Annotated in this window: 18 protein-coding genes; 8 read left to right on the top strand and 10 right to left on the bottom strand. The window is 64.6% G+C overall.

Features of this window, described 5'->3' with window-relative positions; genetic code table 11:
* Positions 1-11 precede the first annotated feature (11 nt).
* The 3 genes from ubiG (at position 12) to Q0030_RS35750 (ending at position 2,564) form a co-directional block, all read left to right on the top strand.
* Positions 12-782, top strand: coding sequence for a bifunctional 2-polyprenyl-6-hydroxyphenol methylase/3-demethylubiquinol 3-O-methyltransferase UbiG (ubiG, locus tag Q0030_RS35760; RefSeq protein WP_298378309.1), 771 nt, complete (start codon positions 12-14; stop codon positions 780-782).
* Between the two features lie 176 nt (positions 783-958).
* Positions 959-1,240, top strand: a complete 282-nt coding sequence (locus Q0030_RS35755) for a GIY-YIG nuclease family protein (protein WP_298378306.1) — start codon at positions 959-961, stop codon at positions 1,238-1,240.
* Between the two features lie 424 nt (positions 1,241-1,664).
* Positions 1,665-2,564: a DMT family transporter gene (locus tag Q0030_RS35750; protein ID WP_298378303.1), complete on the top strand. Its 900-nt coding sequence runs from the start codon at positions 1,665-1,667 to the stop codon at positions 2,562-2,564.
* Positions 2,565-2,578: 14 nt separating this feature from the next.
* On the opposite strand, the gene Q0030_RS35745 is transcribed toward Q0030_RS35750, so the two are convergent.
* Genes Q0030_RS35745 through Q0030_RS35725 form a run of 5 tightly spaced genes read right to left on the bottom strand, consistent with a single transcriptional unit; the run spans position 2,579 to position 5,461 of the window.
* Positions 2,579-3,007 (bottom strand): EamA family transporter, encoded by a 429-nt coding sequence (locus Q0030_RS35745; RefSeq protein WP_298378300.1) that lies wholly within the window; start codon positions 3,005-3,007, stop codon positions 2,579-2,581.
* The gene (locus Q0030_RS35740; RefSeq protein WP_298378297.1) at positions 3,004-3,474 is read right to left on the bottom strand and encodes a DUF1178 family protein; all 471 of its coding nucleotides are present in this window, start codon (positions 3,472-3,474) and stop codon (positions 3,004-3,006) included. The genes Q0030_RS35745 and Q0030_RS35740 overlap by 4 nt, the downstream gene beginning before the upstream one ends.
* Positions 3,471-4,349 (bottom strand): carbon-nitrogen hydrolase family protein, encoded by an 879-nt coding sequence (locus Q0030_RS35735; protein ID WP_092120177.1) that lies wholly within the window; start codon positions 4,347-4,349, stop codon positions 3,471-3,473. Before Q0030_RS35735 ends, Q0030_RS35740 begins: the two co-directional genes overlap by 4 nt.
* Entirely contained in the window at positions 4,349-4,621 is a 273-nt protein-coding gene (gene grxC / locus Q0030_RS35730; RefSeq protein WP_298378294.1) for a glutaredoxin 3, read from the bottom strand. The genes Q0030_RS35735 and grxC overlap by 1 nt, the downstream gene beginning before the upstream one ends.
* A 30-nt stretch (positions 4,622-4,651) precedes the next feature.
* Positions 4,652-5,461, bottom strand: coding sequence for a ComF family protein (locus tag Q0030_RS35725; protein WP_298378292.1), 810 nt, complete (start codon positions 5,459-5,461; stop codon positions 4,652-4,654).
* Between the two features lie 78 nt (positions 5,462-5,539).
* Here Q0030_RS35725 and Q0030_RS35720 point away from each other — a divergent pair, with 78 nt between their 5' ends.
* Positions 5,540-6,415: a methyltransferase domain-containing protein gene (locus tag Q0030_RS35720; protein WP_298378289.1), complete on the top strand. Its 876-nt coding sequence runs from the start codon at positions 5,540-5,542 to the stop codon at positions 6,413-6,415.
* A 430-nt stretch (positions 6,416-6,845) separates the two neighbouring features.
* Here the strand turns inward: Q0030_RS35720 and Q0030_RS35715 are convergent, their stop codons facing one another.
* Positions 6,846-7,256, bottom strand: coding sequence for a (deoxy)nucleoside triphosphate pyrophosphohydrolase (locus Q0030_RS35715; RefSeq protein ID WP_298378286.1), 411 nt, complete (start codon positions 7,254-7,256; stop codon positions 6,846-6,848).
* A 177-nt stretch (positions 7,257-7,433) separates the two neighbouring features.
* Between Q0030_RS35715 and Q0030_RS35710 the strand changes: the two genes are divergently transcribed.
* The gene (locus Q0030_RS35710; RefSeq protein ID WP_298378283.1) at positions 7,434-8,783 is read left to right on the top strand and encodes a TadE/TadG family type IV pilus assembly protein; all 1,350 of its coding nucleotides are present in this window, start codon (positions 7,434-7,436) and stop codon (positions 8,781-8,783) included.
* Positions 8,784-9,070: 287 nt separating this feature from the next.
* Here the strand turns inward: Q0030_RS35710 and argJ are convergent, their stop codons facing one another.
* Together argJ and Q0030_RS35700 are read right to left on the bottom strand one after the other, a co-directional pair.
* Entirely contained in the window at positions 9,071-10,312 is a 1,242-nt protein-coding gene (gene argJ / locus Q0030_RS35705; RefSeq protein WP_298378281.1) for a bifunctional glutamate N-acetyltransferase/amino-acid acetyltransferase ArgJ, read from the bottom strand.
* Between the two features lie 255 nt (positions 10,313-10,567).
* Entirely contained in the window at positions 10,568-11,506 is a 939-nt protein-coding gene (locus Q0030_RS35700; protein WP_097671099.1) for a peptidylprolyl isomerase, read from the bottom strand.
* Positions 11,507-11,886: 380 nt separating this feature from the next.
* On the opposite strand from Q0030_RS35700, the gene secA reads away from it, so the two are divergent.
* Positions 11,887-14,751, top strand: coding sequence for a preprotein translocase subunit SecA (gene secA / locus Q0030_RS35695; protein ID WP_298378276.1), 2,865 nt, complete (start codon positions 11,887-11,889; stop codon positions 14,749-14,751).
* Positions 14,752-14,808: 57 nt separating this feature from the next.
* Here secA and Q0030_RS35690 read toward each other — a convergent pair whose 3' ends face one another.
* Positions 14,809-15,243: a VOC family protein gene (locus Q0030_RS35690; RefSeq protein WP_298378273.1), complete on the bottom strand. Its 435-nt coding sequence runs from the start codon at positions 15,241-15,243 to the stop codon at positions 14,809-14,811.
* 349 nt (positions 15,244-15,592) lie between these two features.
* Here Q0030_RS35690 and Q0030_RS35685 point away from each other — a divergent pair, with 349 nt between their 5' ends.
* Entirely contained in the window at positions 15,593-18,028 is a 2,436-nt protein-coding gene (locus tag Q0030_RS35685; protein WP_298378270.1) for a hypothetical protein, read from the top strand.
* 14 nt (positions 18,029-18,042) lie between these two features.
* Here the strand turns inward: Q0030_RS35685 and Q0030_RS35680 are convergent, their stop codons facing one another.
* Positions 18,043-18,486, bottom strand: coding sequence for a MarR family transcriptional regulator (locus Q0030_RS35680; RefSeq protein WP_038387042.1), 444 nt, complete (start codon positions 18,484-18,486; stop codon positions 18,043-18,045).
* 178 nt (positions 18,487-18,664) lie between these two features.
* On the opposite strand from Q0030_RS35680, the gene Q0030_RS35675 reads away from it, so the two are divergent.
* Entirely contained in the window at positions 18,665-19,846 is a 1,182-nt protein-coding gene (locus Q0030_RS35675) for a substrate-binding domain-containing protein (RefSeq protein WP_298378262.1), read from the top strand.
* The last annotated feature ends 19 nt before the right edge of the window (positions 19,847-19,865 follow it).

Below are 19,865 nucleotides of genomic sequence, written 5' to 3'. Positions count from 1 at the left end.
CGCGCGCAATCATGGCTACGCAAACAACGCTTTCAAATTCCTCCGCCAATGCCTCCGCCCACTCGGTCGATCCGGCCGAGGTCGCGAAATTCTCGAAACTGTCGGATGAATGGTGGGATCCGCGCGGCAAGATGGCGCCGCTGCACAAGATCAATCCGCTGCGCCTGACCTATATCCGCGACGCCGCCTGCCGCAAGTTCGAGCGCAACGCCAAGAGCCTGAGCTGCCTGTCCGGCCTGCGCCTGCTCGATATCGGCTGCGGCGCTGGCCTGCTGTGCGAGCCGTTCACCCGGTTAGGGGCCCAGGTGATCGGGATCGATCCGTCCGCCACGAACATCGCCGCGGCGAAGCTGCATGCCGACAAGGGGCACCTGTCGATCGACTACCGCTGCACCACGGTGGAGGAGATGGACGCACGCGAGCGCTTCGACATCGTGCTGGCGATGGAGGTGGTCGAGCACGTCAACGACGTCGGCGCCTTCATCAAGCGTTGCGCCGTCATGCTCAAGCCGGGCGGGCTGATGGTGGTCTCGACCTTGAACCGCAACTGGAAGAGCTTTGCGCTCGCGATCGTCGGCGCCGAATACGTGCTGCGCTGGCTGCCGCGCGGCACCCATGACTGGAGCAAGTTCGTCACCCCCGCCGAGCTCGAGCGATATCTCGGCGACGTCAATCTCACCGTCACCGAACAGGCCGGCGTGGTCTACAACCCGCTCGCCGACAAATGGACCGTCTCGTCCGACATGGACGTGAACTACATGGTGGTGGCGGAGGAGGTTTAGGGCTCTTGGCATCCACATAACCGCTGTCGTCCCTGCGAAAGCAGGGACGACAGCGAACTTGTGGCGTGAATCGCGGCGATGTGAGACGCTGTTGCCCTCCGGCAGGTGTCGTCCCTGCGAAAGCAGGGACCCATAACCACCGGCCCAAATAATTGGGCGAGATCCGCGTTCCGAGCATGTACTACGTCTACATCCTCGCCAGCCGGCGCCATGGCACGCTGTATATCGGCGTGACGAATTCCGTTCAGAAACGGCTTGAGCAGCATCGCAACGGGAAAGGGTCGTCGTTCGTCAAAACCTACGCCGTTTATCGCTTGGTCCATGTCGAATCATATGAGCGTGCCGAGGAAGCCATTATGCGTGAGAAGCAGCTCAAGAAGTGGAAGCGCAACTGGAAGATCGAGCTGATCGAGCGCGAAAATCCGGAGTGGCGTGACCTGAGCGATCTGCTTGTCTGACTGATGTGCCGCGAACTGCTTCCTGTGGTTATGGGTCCCTGCTTTCGCAGGGACGACGGGGAGTTTGGGTATCGGCGTGCCCCTTGCTAACGGCTTAGGGTCAGTGAAGTTAGCCCAGCTTTTGTGGACACATCCGGTGTCGTCCCTGCGAAAGCAGGGACCCATAACCACCGGCCGATATTGTTGAGCGCGATCTGAGTTCAGGACGTGTCCTGCTCCACATCTCGCCAGACCTAATCGGCGTCATGGTCCGTTCCCCCATCATGCCCCAGACCTCCTCCTGTGGTTATGGGTCACTGCTTTCGCAGGGACGACACCGAGCTTGGGGACGTCGCGCAGCCCAGTCATGCGCCGGCTCGGTTGACCGCCTCGACCGCAATCGGCACGTTGCGCGCGTACTCCCGCCCCGGCGCACTCATCCCGCATGTTCACAATCGCCTCGCTCTGGATCCCCTTCACCATCGTCGCTGCGTTCGGGCAGGTGGCGCGCAATGCGATGCAGCGGCATCTCACCGGGCCGCTCGGGACCTGGGGCGCGACCAATATCCGCTTCCTGTTCGGCCTGCCGTTCGCGGTGGTGTTCTTCGCGCTGGCGGTGCTGCTGACGGGCGATCGCGTGCCGTGGCCGGCGGCGTCGTTCTGGCCGTGGCTGTTGTCGGGCGCGCTCAGCCAGATCGTCGGCACCGGCTTCATGCTGCTGGCGATGAATGACCGCTCCTTCGTGGTGACCACGGCCTATATGAAGACCGAGGCGATCCAGACCGCGATCTTCGGCTTCATCTTCCTCGGCGACGATCTGACGACGCCTAAGGTGATCGCGATCGTGATCGCAACCATCGGCGTCGTCGTCACCGCGCTCAGGCCGGGCGGCTCGAGGAGCTTCGCCGATCTGCGGCCGACCGTGCTCGGCCTCGGCGCCGCCGCCGTGTTCGCGATCTCGGCGGTGAGCTTTCGCGGCGCGATCATTGCCGTGCCCGGCGTCTCGTTTGTGACGGCAGCCTCCTACACGCTGATGTGGAGCCTGTTCGTCCAGACGCTGATTCTGTCGGTCTATCTGTTGCTGCGCGCGCCCGACGTGCTGCGCAATATCCTCGGCCTGTGGCGGCCCTCGATGTTCGCGGGCTTCATGGGCGCGTTCTCCTCGCAGTTCTGGTTCCTGGCGTTCGCGCTCACCGCCGCCGCCAACGTGCGCACGCTCGCGCTGATCGAGGTGCTGTTCGCGCAGGGCGTGGCGTATTTCTCGCTCAAGCAGCCGTTCTCGCTGCGTGAGGTGATCGGCATCGTCCTGATTGTGATCGGCGTCGCGCTGCTGATCGCCGCGTAGTTCGCGAAAATGCTCTAACCCTTCACCGCGATCAGCACCGCGCCCGCGGAGATCAGCGCGATCCCGATCCAGCCATAGGCCGAGGGGCGTTCACCGAGGAAGACGGCGCCGAACAGCGCCACCAGCACCACGCTGAGCTTGTCGATCGGCGCGACGAGTGTGGCGGGCCCGAGCTTGAGCGCGCGGAAATAGCAGATCCACGACGCGCCGGTGCCGAGCCCGGACAGCAGCAGGAATAGCCAGCTCTTGCCTGAGATCGGCCCGGGCTGGGTGAATTGCCCGGTCGCGAACAGGATGGCCGACAGCGTGATCAGCACGATCACGGTGCGGATCAGGGTGGCAAGATCGGAGTTGATGCCCTCGACGCCGACCTTGGCGAAGATCGCGGTCAGCGCGGCGAAAATGGCCGAGAGAAACGCCCAGACCTGCCAGGTCGCGGTCAATTCCGGTCTTCCGGCAGCGTCGGCAGCGGCGAGACCTCGACGCCTTCGTCGATCAGCGCACGCGCCTCCTCGGGCGAGGCCTCGCCATAGATCGGCCGATGCTCGATATCGCCGTAATGCATCTTGCGCGCCTCGTTGGGGAAGCGGTCGCCGACATTGTCGGCGTTCTTCACGATGTGGTCGCGCAGTTCCTTCAGCTTGCTACGCAGCTCGCGCTCCTGCGCCATCATCAGCGACGTCGATTCGGTAGGCGTCGCCTCGACGGGGGCGGCCGGCGCCGGCTGGGCCCGCTCGCGGCCCTTCTTGCTGACGATTTGCGGCGCCATGATCGCGCGCTCGATCTTATCAGAGCCGCAGGCCGGGCAATCGATCAGGTGACGCCGCTCCTGCGATTCATAGGCCGCGGAGCTCTGGAACCAGCTCTCGAACTGATGGCCGCGCTCGCAGCGCAGCGTGTAGCGGATCATGCCGAACCCCGGACGAGGTGCAGATGCTCCGGGCCGGCCTTGGGGTCGGCGATGCCGAAACGCCTGCCGTGCTGAAGTGAAGGGATAGTCTTGCGCGCGGTCTCGACCTTGGAGGGATCGATCTCGGCCAGGAACACGCCGGGCTCGACGCCGCCCTCGGCGAGAATCTCGCCCCAGGGGTCGATGATCAGCGAATGCCCGAAGGTCTCGCGCTTGTTCTCATGCAGGCCGGCCTGGGCCGCGGCGAACACGAAGCAGCCGGTCTCGATGGCGCGGGCGCGCAGCAGCGTGTGCCAATGCGCTTCGCCGGTCTTGCGGGTGAAGGCGGACGGCACGGTGAGGAACGACGCGCCGGCTTCCGCAAGCGCGCGATAGAGCGCCGGGAAGCGCACGTCGTAGCAGATCGTCAATCCGATCCGGCCCCAGGGCAGGTCGGAGATCACGGCGGTCTCGCCGGGCTGGTAATTGGCCGATTCGCGATAGCTCTCGCCGCCCGGCAGATCGATGTCGAACATATGGATCTTGTCGTAGCTCGCGAGCACATTGCCCTCGGGCCCGATCAGGAACGAGCGGTTGACCGCCTTCTCCGGCGAATAGCGCAGCGCCAGCGAGCCGATATGCAGATGGATCTTCAGTTCGGCGGCCAGTGCGCGATAGGCCTGCAGCGACTTGTCGTCCTCTTCGCTCGCCAGGTGCTCGAACAGCGCCTTGCGGTTCAGCTGCATCATGTTGCTGACCTCGGGGGTCAGCACGTATTTGGCGCCCTGCGCCGCGGCTTCGCGGATCAGCCGCGTGCCCTGCTCGAGGCTCGGCTCGGGCAGCAATCCGGTGCGCATCTGCACCATGGCGGCGGTGAAAATGTTGTCCGTGCTCATCAGGCGCCGCCTCCGTTGCTGAGCAGGCCGTCGAGCTTGCCCTCGCGGTCGAGCGCGTAGAGCTCGTCGCAGCCGCCGACATGGGTCTTGCCGATGAAGATCTGCGGGAAGGTCGCCCCGGTGCCGGCGCGATCATACATCTCGTCGCGGAAAGCCGGATTGCTGGCGACGCTCAATTCGGTGAACGCGGCGTTCTTGCGCGCCAGAAGCGATTTGGCCGCGGTGCAATAACCGCAGCCCGGGCGGGTATAGATTTCGATGGCAGCGGTCATGGTGTGCTCGGTTGAACCAGAAGTTACAGATTATATGGGAGCGCGGTGGGTATCGACAACCCGGGCAAACACCAGCACGTCGACCTGCGCGGCCTTGGCGCGCAACAGCGCCCGCGCGCAGGCATCCACTGTGGCGCCCGAGGTCAGGACGTCGTCGACCAGGACCACACGACGGCCCTGGATGTCAGCCTTGCGTTCATCGGCGACCCCGAATGCGCCCTGCACATTGCTGGCGCGGTCCTTGCGCGACAGCCCGATCTGCTGCTCGGTGGCGCGGGTGCGCCGCAGCGCCTCGGAGACCATTTTGACGCCGCTCTGGCGCGCGATCACCTTGGCGAGCGCGCCGGACTGGTTGTAGCGCCGACTCCAGCCGCGTCGCCAATGCAAGGGAACCGGCACCAGCATGTCGGCATCCTCCAGCAATTCCTTCCCCGCCCGCGCCATCCAGCGGCCCATTGTTGGCGCCAGATCGGTGCGATCCTGGTATTTCAATGCGTGCACCAAGGTGCGTGCGACGTCGTCATAGCGCACCGCGGCGCGGGCGCGCTGGTAGGACGGTGGATTGGCGATCGCCTCCATCGACAGCAGCTCGGGACCTGGATCGTAGACAAAGGGAATCCCGAGCCGCGGGCAGTACGGCGGCGCGATGAACGACAATTTGGCCCAGCAGGCCGCGCAGACGCCCTCGCCATGAACCGGCTCGCGGCAGGACACGCACAGCGTCGGCAGCGCGATGTCGAGCATAAGCCGTGCGGTATGCAGCCACGCGCCCCCGACCGCGCCAAGCGCGCGCTGGATGTGACCCGAAATGGAGCGTGTCGGTGATGCCTCGGCGTCCATGGCTGATGAGGCTAGCGTTTGAGCCGCACGGGCTCAAGGCGCATTGCCTGCGGCGGCCGTCCGGCGTAACCAGCGCGGATGGCAACGACCCCGGCCACGGCCCCGATCCTGTTCGATCGCGCATTGCTCGGCGCGCGGCTTGCGCGCGCGCAGCGCGAGGGGGCGGCGACGTTCCTGCTCGAGCGCGCCACCGAGGACATGGCGGACCGGTTGCTGGCGGTCTCGCGTAGCTTTTCTTCCGCGGCTGACATCTGGACGCCAGGCGAAGGACTTGCGGACGCTCTGCTCGGGCGTGTCGCCTCGGTCGATCCGATCGGCTTCAGCGAGGCGGAAGCGCTCGGCCTGCCGCCCGAGTCGCTCGATCTCGTGGTCTCCGCGCTCGCCCTCCAGTTCGTCAACGATCTGCCGGGCGTGCTGGCGCAAATCCGCCGGGCGCTGAAGCCGGATGGGTTGTTGCTCGCGGCGATGCTCGGCGGCGACACGCTGACCGAGATCAGGCAAAGCTTTGCTGCGGCGGAAGCCGAATGCGAAGGCGGGGTGTCGCCGCGGGTCGCGCCGTTCGCCGATCTGCGCGATATCGGCGCGCTGTTGCAGCGGGCCGGTTTTGCGCTGCCGGTCACCGATGTCGACCGCGTCGTGGTGCGCTATGCCAGCGCGTTCGCGCTGATGGCCGATCTCCGGCGCATGGGCGCGACCAATGTGCTGCGCGAGCGCCGCCACACCCCGACCCGCCGCGCCACCATGCTGCGGATGGCGCAGATCTACGGCGAGCGCTTCGCCGATCCCGATGGCCGCATCCGCGCCACCTTCGACATCGTCTGGCTCTCCGGCTGGGCGCCGCACGAGAGCCAACCGAAGCCGCTCAAGCCGGGCTCGGCGAAGGCGAGTCTGGAGGCGGCGGTGAAGGGCACTTCACCCTCCCCTGGAGGGGGAGGGTCGACGCGAATGAAATGAGCGGCGGGGTGGGGTGACGGTCTTTCGACTCGGATAGTGCCCGTGTTGAGAGACCGTCACCCCACCTCGATCCGCATTCCGCTACGCTTCATGCGGATCGATCCTCCCCCTCCAGGGGAGGATGAAGAGATCACAGCAGCAAATCCATCAGATGCGGCAGCAGCGGGATGTCCGCGGGCGGCATCGGGACTGCTGCCGTGGCAGAAGTCCGTGGATGCCATATGCGACCGACCCCGTCGCGACGGTTGCTCGCATGATTTCGGAATAATGGAATAGTGCCGGTGAGTTGCCCGACGTGTCAAGCCGTCGTGCCGAACGCCGGCCGGCGCCGCCGGCTACTTTGCATGGGGTTGTTTTCGATATTTTTCAGCGCACCCCTGCGACGGCCCCAAGAGGGGAGGCGACGGGTCGGTCGCACCACAAGCTCAGATCACAGCAGCAGATCGATCAGATGCGGCAGCAGCGGAATGTCCGCCGGCGGCATCGGGTAGTCGCGCAGCTTGCTGGCGCGGACCCAGGCGAGGTTCTGGCCCTCGCGCGCCACCGCCATGCCCTCCCAGCGGCGGCAGATGTAGAGCGGCATCAGCAAATGGAAGGTCTCGTAGGCATGGCTGGCGAAGGTCAGCGGCGCGAGGCACGGCTCGCTCACGGTGATGCCGATCTCCTCGTGCAGCTCGCGGATCAGGGTCTGTTCCGGCCGCTCGCCGGGCTCGATCTTGCCGCCGGGAAATTCCCACAGCCCCGCCAATGCCTTGCCTTCGGGACGCTGCGCCAGCAGCACGCGCTTGTCGGCGTCGACCAGCGCGCAGGCGACGACGAGGGTCAGCTTGATCTCAGCCATGCAGCACGAATGTTCCTTGTTGTCTAGCAAGGTTTCATTAACCAGCAACGCGCGGTCAGCCAAACGATTTGTGCCTGCGCGCCTTTTCTGCATTCGCGATAAGTCGGCCTTAATGCGCAGCCGGCAGGGTGAAGGTCCTGATTTATCAGCCCATCATTTTCTTTGCCGATATAACCCATGCGCACCTTGCTCCGGACCGTCAGCCGTTTCCGCCGCGATCGCTCCGGCAACATCGCGATGATCTTTGGCCTGGCCCTGCTGCCGATCATGGTCGCGGTCGGATGCGCGGTCGACTACTCCCGCGCCAACCAGATCCGCAGCAAGCTGATATCCGCCGCCGACGCGGCGAGCGTCGGATCGGTCGCCAAGGCATCGCCCGGCTTCATCGCGGCCGGCGCCATGACGTCGGACGGCGAGATTTCGGCCGGCGAGGCCGACGCGAAGAAGATCTTCAACGGCAACATCTTCAACCAGAACGGCTTCACGCTGACCAGCGTGACGCCGACCATGACCAAGAGCGGCAGCACCATCACCTCGACGGTCCAATTCACCGCAGATGTCCCGACCATGTTCCTCGGCGTGTTGGGGCGGAGCAAGGTGTCGGTGTCGGGCACCTCGACCTCGACCGCGAACATGCCGCTCTATATCGATTTCTATCTGCTGCTGGATAATTCGCCGTCGATGGGCGTCGGCGCCACGCCGACGGACGTCGCCAAGCTGGTCACGGCCACCACCGGCAACAGCTTCAAGCCGAACGACCAATGCGCCTTCGCCTGCCACGACTACAACGACCCCAACAACTACTACAATCTGGCGAAATCGCTTGGCGTCACGACGCGGATCGACGTGCTTCGCAGCGCGACCCAGCAATTGATGGATACCGCGGCGGCGACCCAGACCTATTCGAGCCAGTTCCGCATGGCGATCTATGACTTCGGCGCGTCCTCGGCGACCTACGGCTTGCGAAGCCTGTTTTCGCTGTCGTCGAGCCTGTCGAGTGCAAAGTCCGCGGCCGGCAACATCGATCTGATGGGCGTCTACGGCAACAACGATTCCTACACCGCGGACAAGGACAGCCAGTTCACCGCGATTTTCCCCCAGATCAACAACGCGATCGCAAACCCGGGCGCGGGCACGTCGTCGGCGCCGCTCAAATATCTGTTCTTCGTATCCGACGGGGTCGCCGACGAGCCGAATTCAAGCTGCCTGAAGCCGATCACCGGCAGCAATCGCTGCCAGTCGCCGATCAATCCGGCACTCTGCGATGCGATCAAGAAGCGCAATATCAAGATCGCGGTGCTCTACACCACCTATCTGCAGCTGCCGACCAACAACTGGTACATGACCTGGATCGATCCGTTCAATCAGGGCCCATTCGGCCCGTCGCCGAACAGCCAGGTCGCGCAGAACATGCAGGCCTGTGCGTCGCCAGGCTTCTATTTCGAGGTCAGCCCGACCCAGGGCATCGCAGACGCGATGAACGCGCTGTTCAAGAAGGCAGTCGCTGACGCGCGGATCTCGAGCTAGCGAAGGTCGACACACTGTCCCAACGTCACCCTGAGGAGGCCGCGAAGCGGCCGTCACGAAGGGCGACGGCCCCATCTCTCTCCACGCAGCGCTATCGTGGCCGTGCATCCTTCGAGGCTCGCTTCGCTCGCACCTCCAGCGACAAAGGCGAAGCCTTTGCGCGGGGATGGCGGGAATAACCCCGTCATTGCGAGCGAAGCGAAGCAATCCATCTCACCGAACATACGGACGGATGGATTGCTTCGTCGCTTCGCTCCTCGCAATGACGGAGGTGATTGGGAAAGCGACTACGACCTGTAATCGCCGTTGATCGCGACGTATTCCTTGGTGAGGTCGCACGTCAGCACGCGGTCCTTCGCCTTGCCGAGGCCGAGCGCGACCTTGATCTGGATCTTCGGCGCCTTCATCGCCTCCGACACTTCTTTCTCATTGTAGGACGGATCGCGCGCGCCGCTCTTGGCGACGCGGATGCCGTTGAAGGAGATCGAGAGCTTATCGCGGTTGGCGGGCTCGCCGGCCTTGCCGACCGCCATCACCACGCGGCCCCAATTGGCATCCTCGCCGGCGATCGCGGTCTTCACCAGCGGCGAATTGGCGATCGACATCGCGATCCTGCGCGCCGACGGTTTTGTCGTGGCGCCCTCGACCACGACCTCGACCAGCTTGCGCGCGCCCTCGCCGTCGCGCGCCACCTGCTCGGACAGATTGGCGAGGATCTGCTGGAATGCCTTGGTGAAGGCCTTCAGGCGCGGGTCGCTGGCGCGCGAGATCTTCGGCGCGCCGTGCGCCGCCGCAGCGCCGGTCGCAAACGCGAGCAACGTGTCCGAGGTCGAGGTGTCGCCGTCGATGGTCAGCGCATTGAAGGTGTCCTCGACGCCGGCCTTGAGCAGGGATTGCAGCACGCCAGCCGACAGCGGCGCGTCGGTGAAGACGAAGGACAGCATGGTCGCCATGTCGGGCATGATCATGCCGGCGCCCTTGGCCATGCCGTTGATCGTCACCTTGGCCTTGCCGAGCTTCACGGTCGCGGTGGCGACCTTCGGGAAGGTATCGGTGGTCATGATCGCCTTGGCCGCGTCCATCCACAGATCGGGGGTCGCGGTCTCCGCGAGCTGCGCCAGCACGCCGTCGAACTTGGTGGCGTCGAGCGGCTCGCCGATCACGCCGGTGGAGGCAAGGAACACGTCCGACGTCGAACAGCCGACCGCCTTCGCCGCGATCTGCGCGGTCAGCGCGGTGGACGATTTGCCGGTCTTGCCGGTGAAGGCATTGGCGTTGCCGGAATTGACCACCAGCGCGCGCGCAGCCCCGCCCTTCAGCTTGGCGCGGCACCATTCGACCGGCGCCGACGGGCATTTCGACTTGGTGAACACGCCGGCCACCGTGGTGCCCTTGTCCATCAGCGCGAGCAGCACGTCGGTGCGGCCCTTGTAGCGGATGCCGGCGGCGGCGGTCGCAAGCCGCACACCCGCGATCACGGGCATCTCGGGAACGTCAGGCGGGGCGAGGGGGGAGACGGCGGTGGACATGGGAGGCTTCCGGCTACGGGGAGGGAAGCGCTGCATAACATCTCGTCGGCTGAAGCGGGAGAGGGCTGCGATGGTGTCATCAATTGTTCAAGGAAGCCGTAGCCCGGATGGAGCGAAGCGCAATCCGGGGCCGCTATCACTGCGGATGGTCTGCCCCCGGATTTCGCTTCGCTCCATCCGGGCTACGAGGGCGCCTCAAAACGCAAATGGCCGGGACATGCCCGGCCATCGCAACTGCAACAATGTTCGAGAAGCTTACTTCTTCGCCGGCGCCATCTTGTTGTCGGCGGGCTTCGGCGCGTCCTTGGCGGCGTCGGCCGGCGCCGTCGCGTCCTTGGCCGTCTCGGCCGGCTTGTCCATGCGCTCGACCTTGGCGGCCTCGCGCAGCTTGGCGACATAGTCAGCCTGGGCCTTGCGGGTCACATAGGTCTCGATCTGGGCCTTCACCTGCTCGAAGTCGGGCGCCTTGCGGTTGCGCTTTTCCTCGACCTTGATGATGTGCCAGCCGAACTGCGACTTGACCGGATCGGAGATCTTGCCCGGCTCGAGCGTGAAGGCGACCGCGGAGAATTCCGGCACCATCTGCTCCTTGGTGAAGAAGCCGAGGTCGCCGCCGTCGGAGGCGCCGGGATCCTTGGACTTCTTCTTGGCGAGCTCGGCGAAGTCGGCGCCCTTGTCGAGCTCGGCCTTGATCGCCTTGGCCTCGTCCTCGGTCTCGACCAGGATGTGGCGGGCGCGCACCTCCTGCTCGCCGGTGATCTGCTTGGAGGCCTCTTCATAGACCTTCTTCATGGCGTCGTCGGTGGTCGCGGCCTTGCCTTCGCTGGCAAGCAGGCTGTCCATCAACAGGCGGTTGCGGGTGAAGGCGAGCCGCTTCTTGAAGTCGTCGTTGTTCTCGATCTTCTTGTCCTCGGCGGCCTTGGACACGATCTTCATGTCGATCAGGAAGGACAGCACGTTGTCCTTGCGGGTCGAGGGGTCCATCTGTTGCAGGCTCGGGCCGAGTTCCTCCTCGGCGAGCGCCACGTCGCTGGCGTGGATCTCGGAACCGTTCACCTTCGCCAGCACCGGGTCGGATTCCGCGGCGCGGACCGGGAGGCCGGCAGCCAGCACTGCGACAAGACAGCCCGTGGCGGCCAGGGTGGCGAGGCCGAGGCGCAGGCCGGTTTTGGTTTCCGGAGGCGAGGTGGTCATGCAAAATCCTTGTCTCAAAGGGGGGAAGCTCGAGCGGGGCGGACACTCGCCCAATCGTGTTACATTGGCAACGCGAAAGTCTTGTCAAAATGATGAATTCCTTGACATCTTGGCGGCGTTGACAACCCCCCGACCGGGCCATATCTCTGGCCGACCGTGTCAGCGGTGAGAGCGCTTATTTTGCTGCGTTTTTCGCCGTTGAACCCAGGATGGCCTGTTTCCCACTCAATTGGCGGAGGAGCTCCGGGCCGGGGCTCGAACCGTAGCGCGTCACGGTGAGTTGATAGGCAATCCGGCGGACCATCTCAGGCTGTATTCCAAGACTTGAAATTCAACACTGAACCAAGACCGAACTCGAGACCGAAGAACAGGAATTTCGCATGATCGGCGCGCTCGCCCGCAAGTTTTTCGGCTCCTCCAACGACCGTCGGGTCAAGGGGTATCAGTCCCGCGTCAGCGCCATCAACGCCCTCGAGCCCGAAATCGTCAAACTGACGGACGACCAGCTCAAGGCCCGCACCGCCGAGTTCAAGCAGCAGCTCGCCAGCGGCAAGACGCTCGACGACCTGCTGGTTCCGGCCTTCGCCACGGTGCGCGAGGCGGCCAAGCGGACGCTCGGCCAGCGCCATTTCGACGTCCAGCTGATCGGCGGCATGGTGCTGCACGAGGGCGACATCGCCGAGATGAAGACCGGCGAAGGCAAGACGCTGGTTGCGACGCTCGCGGTCTACCTCAACGCGCTCGCCGGCAAGGGCGTCCATGTCGTCACCGTCAACGACTACCTCGCCCGCCGCGACTCCGGCTGGATGGGTCAGATCTATTCGTTCCTGGGGCTGACCACCGGCGTGATCGTGCACGGCCTCGACGACGCCGAGCGCAAGGCGGCCTATGCCTGCGACATCACCTACGGCACCAACAACGAATACGGCTTCGACTATCTGCGCGACAACATGAAGTACCGCCTGGAGGATATGGTCCAGCGCGAGCATTTCTATGCGATCGTCGACGAAGTGGACTCCATCCTGATCGACGAAGCGCGCACGCCGCTGATCATCTCCGGCCCGCTCGACGACCGTTCGGATTTCTACAACACCATCGACACCTTCATGCCGCAGCTCACCAAGGCCGCCGACTTCGAGGTCGACGAGAAGCAGCGCACGGTGACGCTGACCGAAGGCGGCATGGAGAAGCTCGAGAACCTGCTGCGCGACGCCGGCCAGCTCAAGGGTGATTCGCTGTACGACGTCGAGAACGTCTCCGTCGTGCATCACGTCAACCAGGCGCTGCGCGCGCACACGCTGTTCACGCGCGACAAGGACTACATCGTCCGCGACGACGAGGTTGTCATCATCGACGAGTTTACCGGCCGCATGATGCAGGGCCGGCGCTATTCGGAAGGCCTGCACCAGGCGCTGGAAGCCAAGGAGCATGTCACGGTCCAGCCCGAGAACCAGACGCTGGCCTCGATCACCTTCCAGAACTATTTCCGGATGTACCAGAAGCTGTCCGGCATGACCGGCACGGCGCTGACCGAAGCCGACGAACTGTTCGACATCTACAAGCTCGAGGTCGTCGAGATCCCGACCAACCTGCCGGTGGCGCGCCTCGACGAGGACGACGAGGTCTACCGCACCCAGAATGAGAAGTACGGCGCGATCCTTGCCGAGATCGAGCGCGCCAACAAGCGGCTGCAGCCGGTGCTGGTCGGCACGGCGTCGATCGAGAAGTCGGAAGTGCTGGCCGAGTACCTCAAGAAGCACGGCTACAAGCAGATCGATTTCACCTCCGAATCCGGCATGGAGAAGCTCTACGCCGCCGCGCGCGCGGGCAAGCCGGCAAAACTGTTCGCGGTGCTGAACGCGCGCTTCCACGAGCAGGAAGCCTATATCGTCGCGGAAGCCGGCGTGCCGGGCGCGATCACGATCGCGACCAACATGGCCGGCCGCGGCACCGACATCAAGCTCGGCGGCTCGCTCGAAATGCGGATCCAGCAGGAGACCGCCGCGATCACCGACGAAGCCGAGAAGGCGAAGAAGATTGAGCTGATCAAGGCCGACATCGAGCGCTTCCGCGAGATCGTGCTGAAGGCGGAAGAGGATTTCGAGGTCGAGCCTGCCAAGGGCAACAAGCCCGCCAAGACGGTGAGGAAGCCGGGCGGCCTTTACATCATCGGCTCCGAGCGCCACGAATCCCGCCGCATCGACAACCAGCTGCGCGGCCGTTCCGGCCGTCAGGGCGACCCCGGCCGCTCGAAATTCTTCCTGTCGCTGGAAGACGATCTGATGCGCATCTTCGGCTCCGACCGGCTCGACAGCATGCTGCAGCGGCTCGGCTTGCAGGAAGGCGAGGCCATCATCCATCCCTGGATCAACAAGGCGCTCGAGAAGGCCCAGCAGAAGGTCGAGGCGCGCAACTTCGACATCCGCAAGAACCTCTTGAAGTTCGACAACGTCCAGAACGACCAGCGCAAGGTGATCTTCGACCAGCGCATCGACCTGATGAAGGACGACAGTGTCGTCGAGACCGTGACCGACATGCGTCATGCCTTCGTCGAGGACGTGGTCGCCAAGCACATCCCCGAGCACGCCTATGCCGAGCAGTGGGACACCGCGGGCCTCAAGGAAGAGCTGAAGCGCGTGCTCGATGTCGACCTGCCGGTCGACGAATGGGCCAAGGAAGAGGGCATCGCCGACGAGGAGCTGCTGACGCGCATCGAGAATCGCGTCGACGAGCGGATGGCGGCTAAGGTCGCGCAGTGGGGCCCCGACGTGATGCGTTACGTCGAGAAGACCATCCTGTTGCAGACGCTCGACCATCTCTGGCGCGAGCATTTGATCATGCTCGATCATCTGCGCCAGGTCATCGGCCTGCGCGGCTATGGCCAGCGCGATCCGTTGCAGGAGTACAAGACCGAAGCCTTCAATCTCTTCCAGGAGATGAGCGCGCATCTGCGCGAGGCCGTCACCGCGCAGCTGATGCGGGTCGAGATCGTGCCGCCGGAGGAGCCGGCGATGCCGCTGCCGCCGATGGAAGCGCACAAGCTCGATCCCAACACCGGCGAGGACGAGTTCGCCCAGGCCCGCCTGACCGAGGCCACCTATGCCCAGGCCTCGCTGGCGCCAGGCATGCCCGCCGCCGACCGCAATCCGAATGACCCGGCAAGCTGGGGCAAGGTCGGCCGCAACGAGGATTGCCCATGCGGCTCAGGCAAGAAGTACAAGCACTGCCACGGGCGGTACGCGTAAGCCGCCGCAGGTCCTGACGCGGCGGGCGTCTGGCCCGCCGTCGAGGCTCCATCGCCCTCAGCCGGCGAACGCCTTGTCAAGATCGGCGATGATGATCTTCTGCATCTTCAGCATCGCCTGCATCGCGCGATCGGCCGCCTTGCGGTCGGGATCGCCGAGATAGCGGCTCAGCGCCGTCGGGATCACCTGCCAGGACAGGCCGAAGCGGTCTTTGAGCCAGCCGCAGCGCGATTCCTGGCCGCCGTCGGTGAGCTTCTCCCAGAAGTAGTCCACTTGCTCCTGAGTCTCGACGCTGAGGAAGAACGACACTGCCTCGTTGAACTTGTGTTGCGGCCCGCCATTGAGCGCGTAGAACCGCTGCCCCTCGAGCTCAAAACTCGCCATGAAGTCGCTGACGGTCTCGATCTCGGCGTTCGGGAACACCGATTTGTAGAAGACGACGGCATCGCGGACGTTGTTGTCGAGCCAGAGGAACGGCGTGATCGAAGTCATCAGGGGAAATCCTTGTGATCGATGAGGAGGATGAACCGGAACCGCGCGCAGTGTTCGCGCATTCGGAGGACGAGCCCGCGACCGGCACTCCGACATGTTGACCGGACTTTTTGTTGGACCCTCCCGGCATGGCTGTCTGTCGGCGAGGCGGTATTTTCGCGATTTTGGGTTCCCGGGTAACCCCGCGCTAAGCCCGCCGCCGGTCCGGCCACTACCCAAAGTCGGTGTTGGCTCGTCCAATCAATCACTTGTTAGGGCTCTGTGTCTCAGTATTGCAGCGCGCGTTGGGTGAGCCGCCAACGCGCATCAAAGCGTCTCTTTGGTCAAGGCTCGATCAGGAGGTCGCGCCTTGCAGACCGCGACGACTATGCCCGGCCGCTACTATCCGGCGATCTTCGTGCTGGCGTCGGCCACGCTGGCCTATCAGATCCTCATCACCCGCTTTTTCAGCGTGATGGTGCATTACCACTTCGCTTTCGGGGCGATCGCCCTCGCGATGTTCGGGCTGACGCGCGGTGCAATGAAGGTTTATGAGGATTCCGCCCGTTATGCGCCGGAGCGTGTGGCGCCGGAATTTGCCCGTCACGCCGCGCGGTTCGCGATCAGCGGCGTCGCCGCCATGTGTGCCTTTCTGTATGCGCCGCTGGTCGTGCCCGGCGCATATGCCATGTCTGCGCTCGCCCTGGTGGCGCTGGCTTTCACCATTCCGTTTACCGAGGGCGGCATCTGCATCACGATTCTCCTGACCCGGCTGCCCTATGTCGGCGGCTGGCTTTACGCTGCCGATCTGGTCGGTGCCGCGGTCGGATGCCTCGGCATCATCTTCGTGCTGCTGGTGATCGATCCGGTCAGCGCGACGCTGTGGATCGGCGCCTGCGCCGCGGCCGTCGGCTGGTTCGTGGTCCGTCACGGCGAAGGCCGAAGCGATGTGCGCCTGAGCCGCAACGCCGCGCTTGGTCTCGCTGCGCTCGCCGCGGTTCACACCGCGCTTGCCGCAACCGGCGGCAGCCATCTTGGCGTGATCTGGGCCAAGGGCACCCAGCAGACCGGAACGTTGTTCGAGCGCTGGAACACCTATTCGCGCATCCGCGTGACCGATCTCGGGCTCTCGATTCCGTTCGGCTGGTCCTTCTCGCGCACCCCGGATGTCAGGATCGAGCAGCTCTATCTCGACATCGATGCCGACGCGGCGACGCCGATCACCCGCTTCTCCGGCGATCTGACCAAGGTTTCCTATCTCAAGGACGACGTCATCAACGCGCCCTATCTGGTGCAGCAACGGCCGGGCGATGTGGCCGTGGTCGGCGTCGGCGGCGGCCGGGACATCCTCTCCGGCCTCTATTTCGGCGCGCAGCGAATTCACGGCATCGAAATCAATCCTGCGATCTTCGAAGTGCTGACCGACAAGTTCGCCGATTATTCGGGCCATCTCAATCGCCAGCCCGGCGTGTCGCTGGTCAATGCCGAAGCGCGCAGTTACATCAACCACTCGCCCGATCGCTACGACCTGATCCAGATCTCGCTGATCGACACCTGGGCCGCCACCGCAGCCGGCGGGCTGACGCTGACCGAGAACCGGCTCTACACCGTGGAGGCGTGGGACGATTTCTTCCGCGCGCTGAAGCCGGGCGGCATGCTCTCGGTGTCGCGCTGGTACGAACCAACGGTCTATCGCGGCGAGTTCTATCGCCTGATTGCGATCGCGGCCGAGGCGCTGCAGCATCAGGGCGTGCCGATGACCGAACTGTCGCAGCATGTGATTGCGGCGAATGTCGGCAGCATCGTCACGGTCATGACCCGGCCCGAGGCGTTCACCGCGGCGCAATGGCAGGGCGCGCGCGACCGGCTGGAAGCACAGGGATTCAAGCTGCTGCTCGGGCCTGACATCGCGTATGACAATGTCACCTCGGCTCTTCTATCGGGCAGGGCCGACCAGAGCTTCCTTGATTCATTGCCGGAAAACATCGCGGCCTCGACCGACGACAAGCCATTCTTCTTCTATACCGGGCGACTTGGCGATCTGTTCGTCAAAAATGGCCTAGATGTGCGGCACAACGCAGCGCTCGCCGTCATCAAATGGGTGCTCGTCTTCCAGCTCGGCATCTGCATCTACTACATCGGCATTCCCTTCAGGCGCCTGATGCGGCGGATGCCGGTGGCCACACTGGTGCCGCCGGTGGCCTATTTCGCCGCGATCGGCATGGGCTTCATGCTGATCGAGATTTCGCAGATGCAACGGCTGATGGTGTTCCTCGGCCACCCCGTCTACGGGCTCAGCGTCGTGCTGTTCACGATCCTGCTGTTCGGCGGCATCGGCAGTGCGACAGTGGGTGCCGCGCCTGCACGGCCGGCCATGTTGATCGCTCGCCTCGTGGCGCTGGTTGCAACGCTGGTGGTTGCAGGCCTGCTGACGCCGGCGGTCACCGCCTGGGCGCGCTCGGCGCCGACCGACATCCGCATCCTGGTATCGGTCGCGCTGCTGGCACCGCCCGCTTTCTGCATGGGCATGATGTTCCCGCTGGGCCTCGGCATCTGGCGGCGGCATGACGGGCTGCTGCCGTTCTTCTGGAGCACCAACGGCATCACCTCGATGCTTGCTTCCGTGCTCGGCATGGGGCTGTCGATCCAGTTCGGCATCACCACGACATTCGCACTCGGCGTCTGCTGCTATGTGCTGTGCGCGATCATGATCGTCGGCAACCGGCTGGCCCATCCGGTCGCTGATGCTGCCCTCACGCCGGTCCGTCCGGCCGGCCTGGTGGCGCAGGACGAGGTGGCGTCGTAGCGGAGGCTGTTGCCTCAGTTTGCGCTGCCGATCAGGCTTTCCAGCAGGCGCTTGAGCTCGGTGGTCGACTTGTCGCCATAGCTCTCGACGATGTGCTCTTCCTGGCTCACCGCCAGCGAGTTCAGCCGGCGGCACAGCGCCTTGCCGCGGTCGGAGACGAACATCAGCACCTTGCGGCGATCCTTCGGATCCTGCACGCGATAGACCAGCGCATCCGATACCATGCGGTCGATCATCTTGGTCAGCGTCGGATGGTTGAGCAGCACAGCGTCGGCGAGCTCGCCCATCGAGTGTCCGTTGCCGTCGGACAGCACTTTGAGGATGCGCCACTGCTCGACCGGCACGCCTTCCTTGGCCAGCCGCGTCTCCAACTGCCGGTTGATCTCCCGGTTGGCTTGCGCGAGCAGGTAGGTGAGGTGTTCGGTGATCGGGGAATTTTCTTTCGGCGGTTTAGCCACGGCGTGAGACCTGGTTCCTGACCCGGTGAATGAATGTCCGGCAACTCATGCCATTTCTATATGCACTTCAATTGTTGAATATTCAATATTTTCCCCTAGGATATTCCCCCAACCAAAGGGCGGATGCCGCGACCGCCCGCTGGCTGCGTTGCGTACTGCTTCCCAGACAGGAGTTGGCGTGCTTTCGACGGTCCCTTTCAAGGCGTATGGCGGCATGCCCGTCGCGCCGCCGCACCTGTTTCGAAATCCGTCGTCCTGCGCGGCCGATCTCGCTTTGACCGTCAAGCCGGGCTCCTCGCGTCGTGGCGGCACCGACGGCAAGCTTAGAATCGGCAATTTCATCACCTTCTCCGGCGCGCCCGGAATCTGGGGGCCGATCTCGGCCAACAGCGTCATGCTGGCGGTTGCCGAGATCAACCGGCGCGGCGGCATCCGCGGCCGCGAGGTCGAATTGTCGATGTACGACGCCGGCGGCCCGATCGAGGAGGTGGTGCGCCGCGCGGAGCGGGCGATCGCGTTCGACGAGATCGACGTGATCATGGGCTCGCACATCTCGGCGGTCCGCCTCGCGCTGCGCAAGGTCACGGCCGGCCGCATCCCCTATGTCTACACGCCGGTCTATGAGGGCGGCGAGCGGACGCTAGGGGTGATGGCGATCGGCGAGACGCCGCGCGCCGAAAGCCGCCCGGCGATCCACTGGCTCACCGAGGTCAAGAAGGCGCAGCGCTGGTACCTGATCGGCAGCGACTATGTCTGGCCCTGGCAATCGCATCGCGCGGTGAAGCGCTACATCAAGGAGGCCGGCGGCCAGGTGGTCGGCGAGGAGTTCGTCCCGCTCGGCGAGGACGATCACGCGCCGCATCTGGCGCGGATCCGCGCAGCCCAGCCCGATGTCGTGCTGATCACCCTGATCGGCACCGACAGCATTACCTTCAACCGCGCCTTCGCCGAGGCGGGGCTCGCCGCCACCACGCTGCGCTATGCGGGCGCGATGGACGAGACCGTGCTGCTCGGCATCGGGCCGGACGCGACCGAGAACCTGTTCTGCGCCTCGGGCTATTTCGGCTGCGTCGATTCGCGCACCAATGACGAGTTCCAGATCAGCTATCGCGCGATGTTCGGCCCGCACGCGCCGCCGATCGGCTCGGTCGGACAGTCCAATTACGAGGGGATGCGCTTTCTCGAAGCGGCGGCCAACCGGGCCCGCTCGCTCTCGACGGGCCCGTTGTTCGCTGCGGCGCGGAACCTCGTCTACAGCGGCGCCCGCGGCACCGTCACCATTCGCGACGGCCGCGCCGAAATGCCGATCTATCTTGCCGAGGCCGACGGTCTCGACTTCAATGTGATCAAGACGATCTAGCGTGGCACCGTCGCCCGCG

The sequence above is a fragment of the uncultured Bradyrhizobium sp. genome (assembly GCF_947648125.1).
Taxonomy (GTDB): domain Bacteria; phylum Pseudomonadota; class Alphaproteobacteria; order Rhizobiales; family Xanthobacteraceae; genus Bradyrhizobium.
The sequence above is the reverse complement of the archived record's forward strand: the minus strand, read 5'-3'. Positions and strand labels throughout refer to the sequence as shown.

What these genes read in the sequence shown, in the direction of transcription:
- ubiG (WP_298378309.1), top strand. Translation starts at nt 12, where the DNA reads ATGGCTACGCAAACAACGCTTTCAAATTCCTCCGCCAATGCCTCCGCC.
- Q0030_RS35755 (WP_298378306.1), top strand. Translation starts at nt 959, where the DNA reads ATGTACTACGTCTACATCCTCGCCAGCCGGCGCCATGGCACGCTGTAT.
- Q0030_RS35750 (WP_298378303.1), top strand. Translation starts at nt 1,665, where the DNA reads ATGTTCACAATCGCCTCGCTCTGGATCCCCTTCACCATCGTCGCTGCG.
- Q0030_RS35740 (WP_298378297.1), bottom strand. Translation starts at nt 3,474, where the DNA reads ATGATCCGCTACACGCTGCGCTGCGAGCGCGGCCATCAGTTCGAGAGC.
- Q0030_RS35735 (WP_092120177.1), bottom strand. Translation starts at nt 4,349, where the DNA reads ATGAGCACGGACAACATTTTCACCGCCGCCATGGTGCAGATGCGCACC.
- grxC (WP_298378294.1), bottom strand. Translation starts at nt 4,621, where the DNA reads ATGACCGCTGCCATCGAAATCTATACCCGCCCGGGCTGCGGTTATTGC.
- Q0030_RS35725 (WP_298378292.1), bottom strand. Translation starts at nt 5,461, where the DNA reads ATGGACGCCGAGGCATCACCGACACGCTCCATTTCGGGTCACATCCAG.
- Q0030_RS35720 (WP_298378289.1), top strand. Translation starts at nt 5,540, where the DNA reads ATGGCAACGACCCCGGCCACGGCCCCGATCCTGTTCGATCGCGCATTG.
- Q0030_RS35715 (WP_298378286.1), bottom strand. Translation starts at nt 7,256, where the DNA reads ATGGCTGAGATCAAGCTGACCCTCGTCGTCGCCTGCGCGCTGGTCGAC.
- Q0030_RS35710 (WP_298378283.1), top strand. Translation starts at nt 7,434, where the DNA reads ATGCGCACCTTGCTCCGGACCGTCAGCCGTTTCCGCCGCGATCGCTCC.
- argJ (WP_298378281.1), bottom strand. Translation starts at nt 10,312, where the DNA reads ATGTCCACCGCCGTCTCCCCCCTCGCCCCGCCTGACGTTCCCGAGATG.
- Q0030_RS35700 (WP_097671099.1), bottom strand. Translation starts at nt 11,506, where the DNA reads ATGACCACCTCGCCTCCGGAAACCAAAACCGGCCTGCGCCTCGGCCTC.
- secA (WP_298378276.1), top strand. Translation starts at nt 11,887, where the DNA reads ATGATCGGCGCGCTCGCCCGCAAGTTTTTCGGCTCCTCCAACGACCGT.
- Q0030_RS35690 (WP_298378273.1), bottom strand. Translation starts at nt 15,243, where the DNA reads ATGACTTCGATCACGCCGTTCCTCTGGCTCGACAACAACGTCCGCGAT.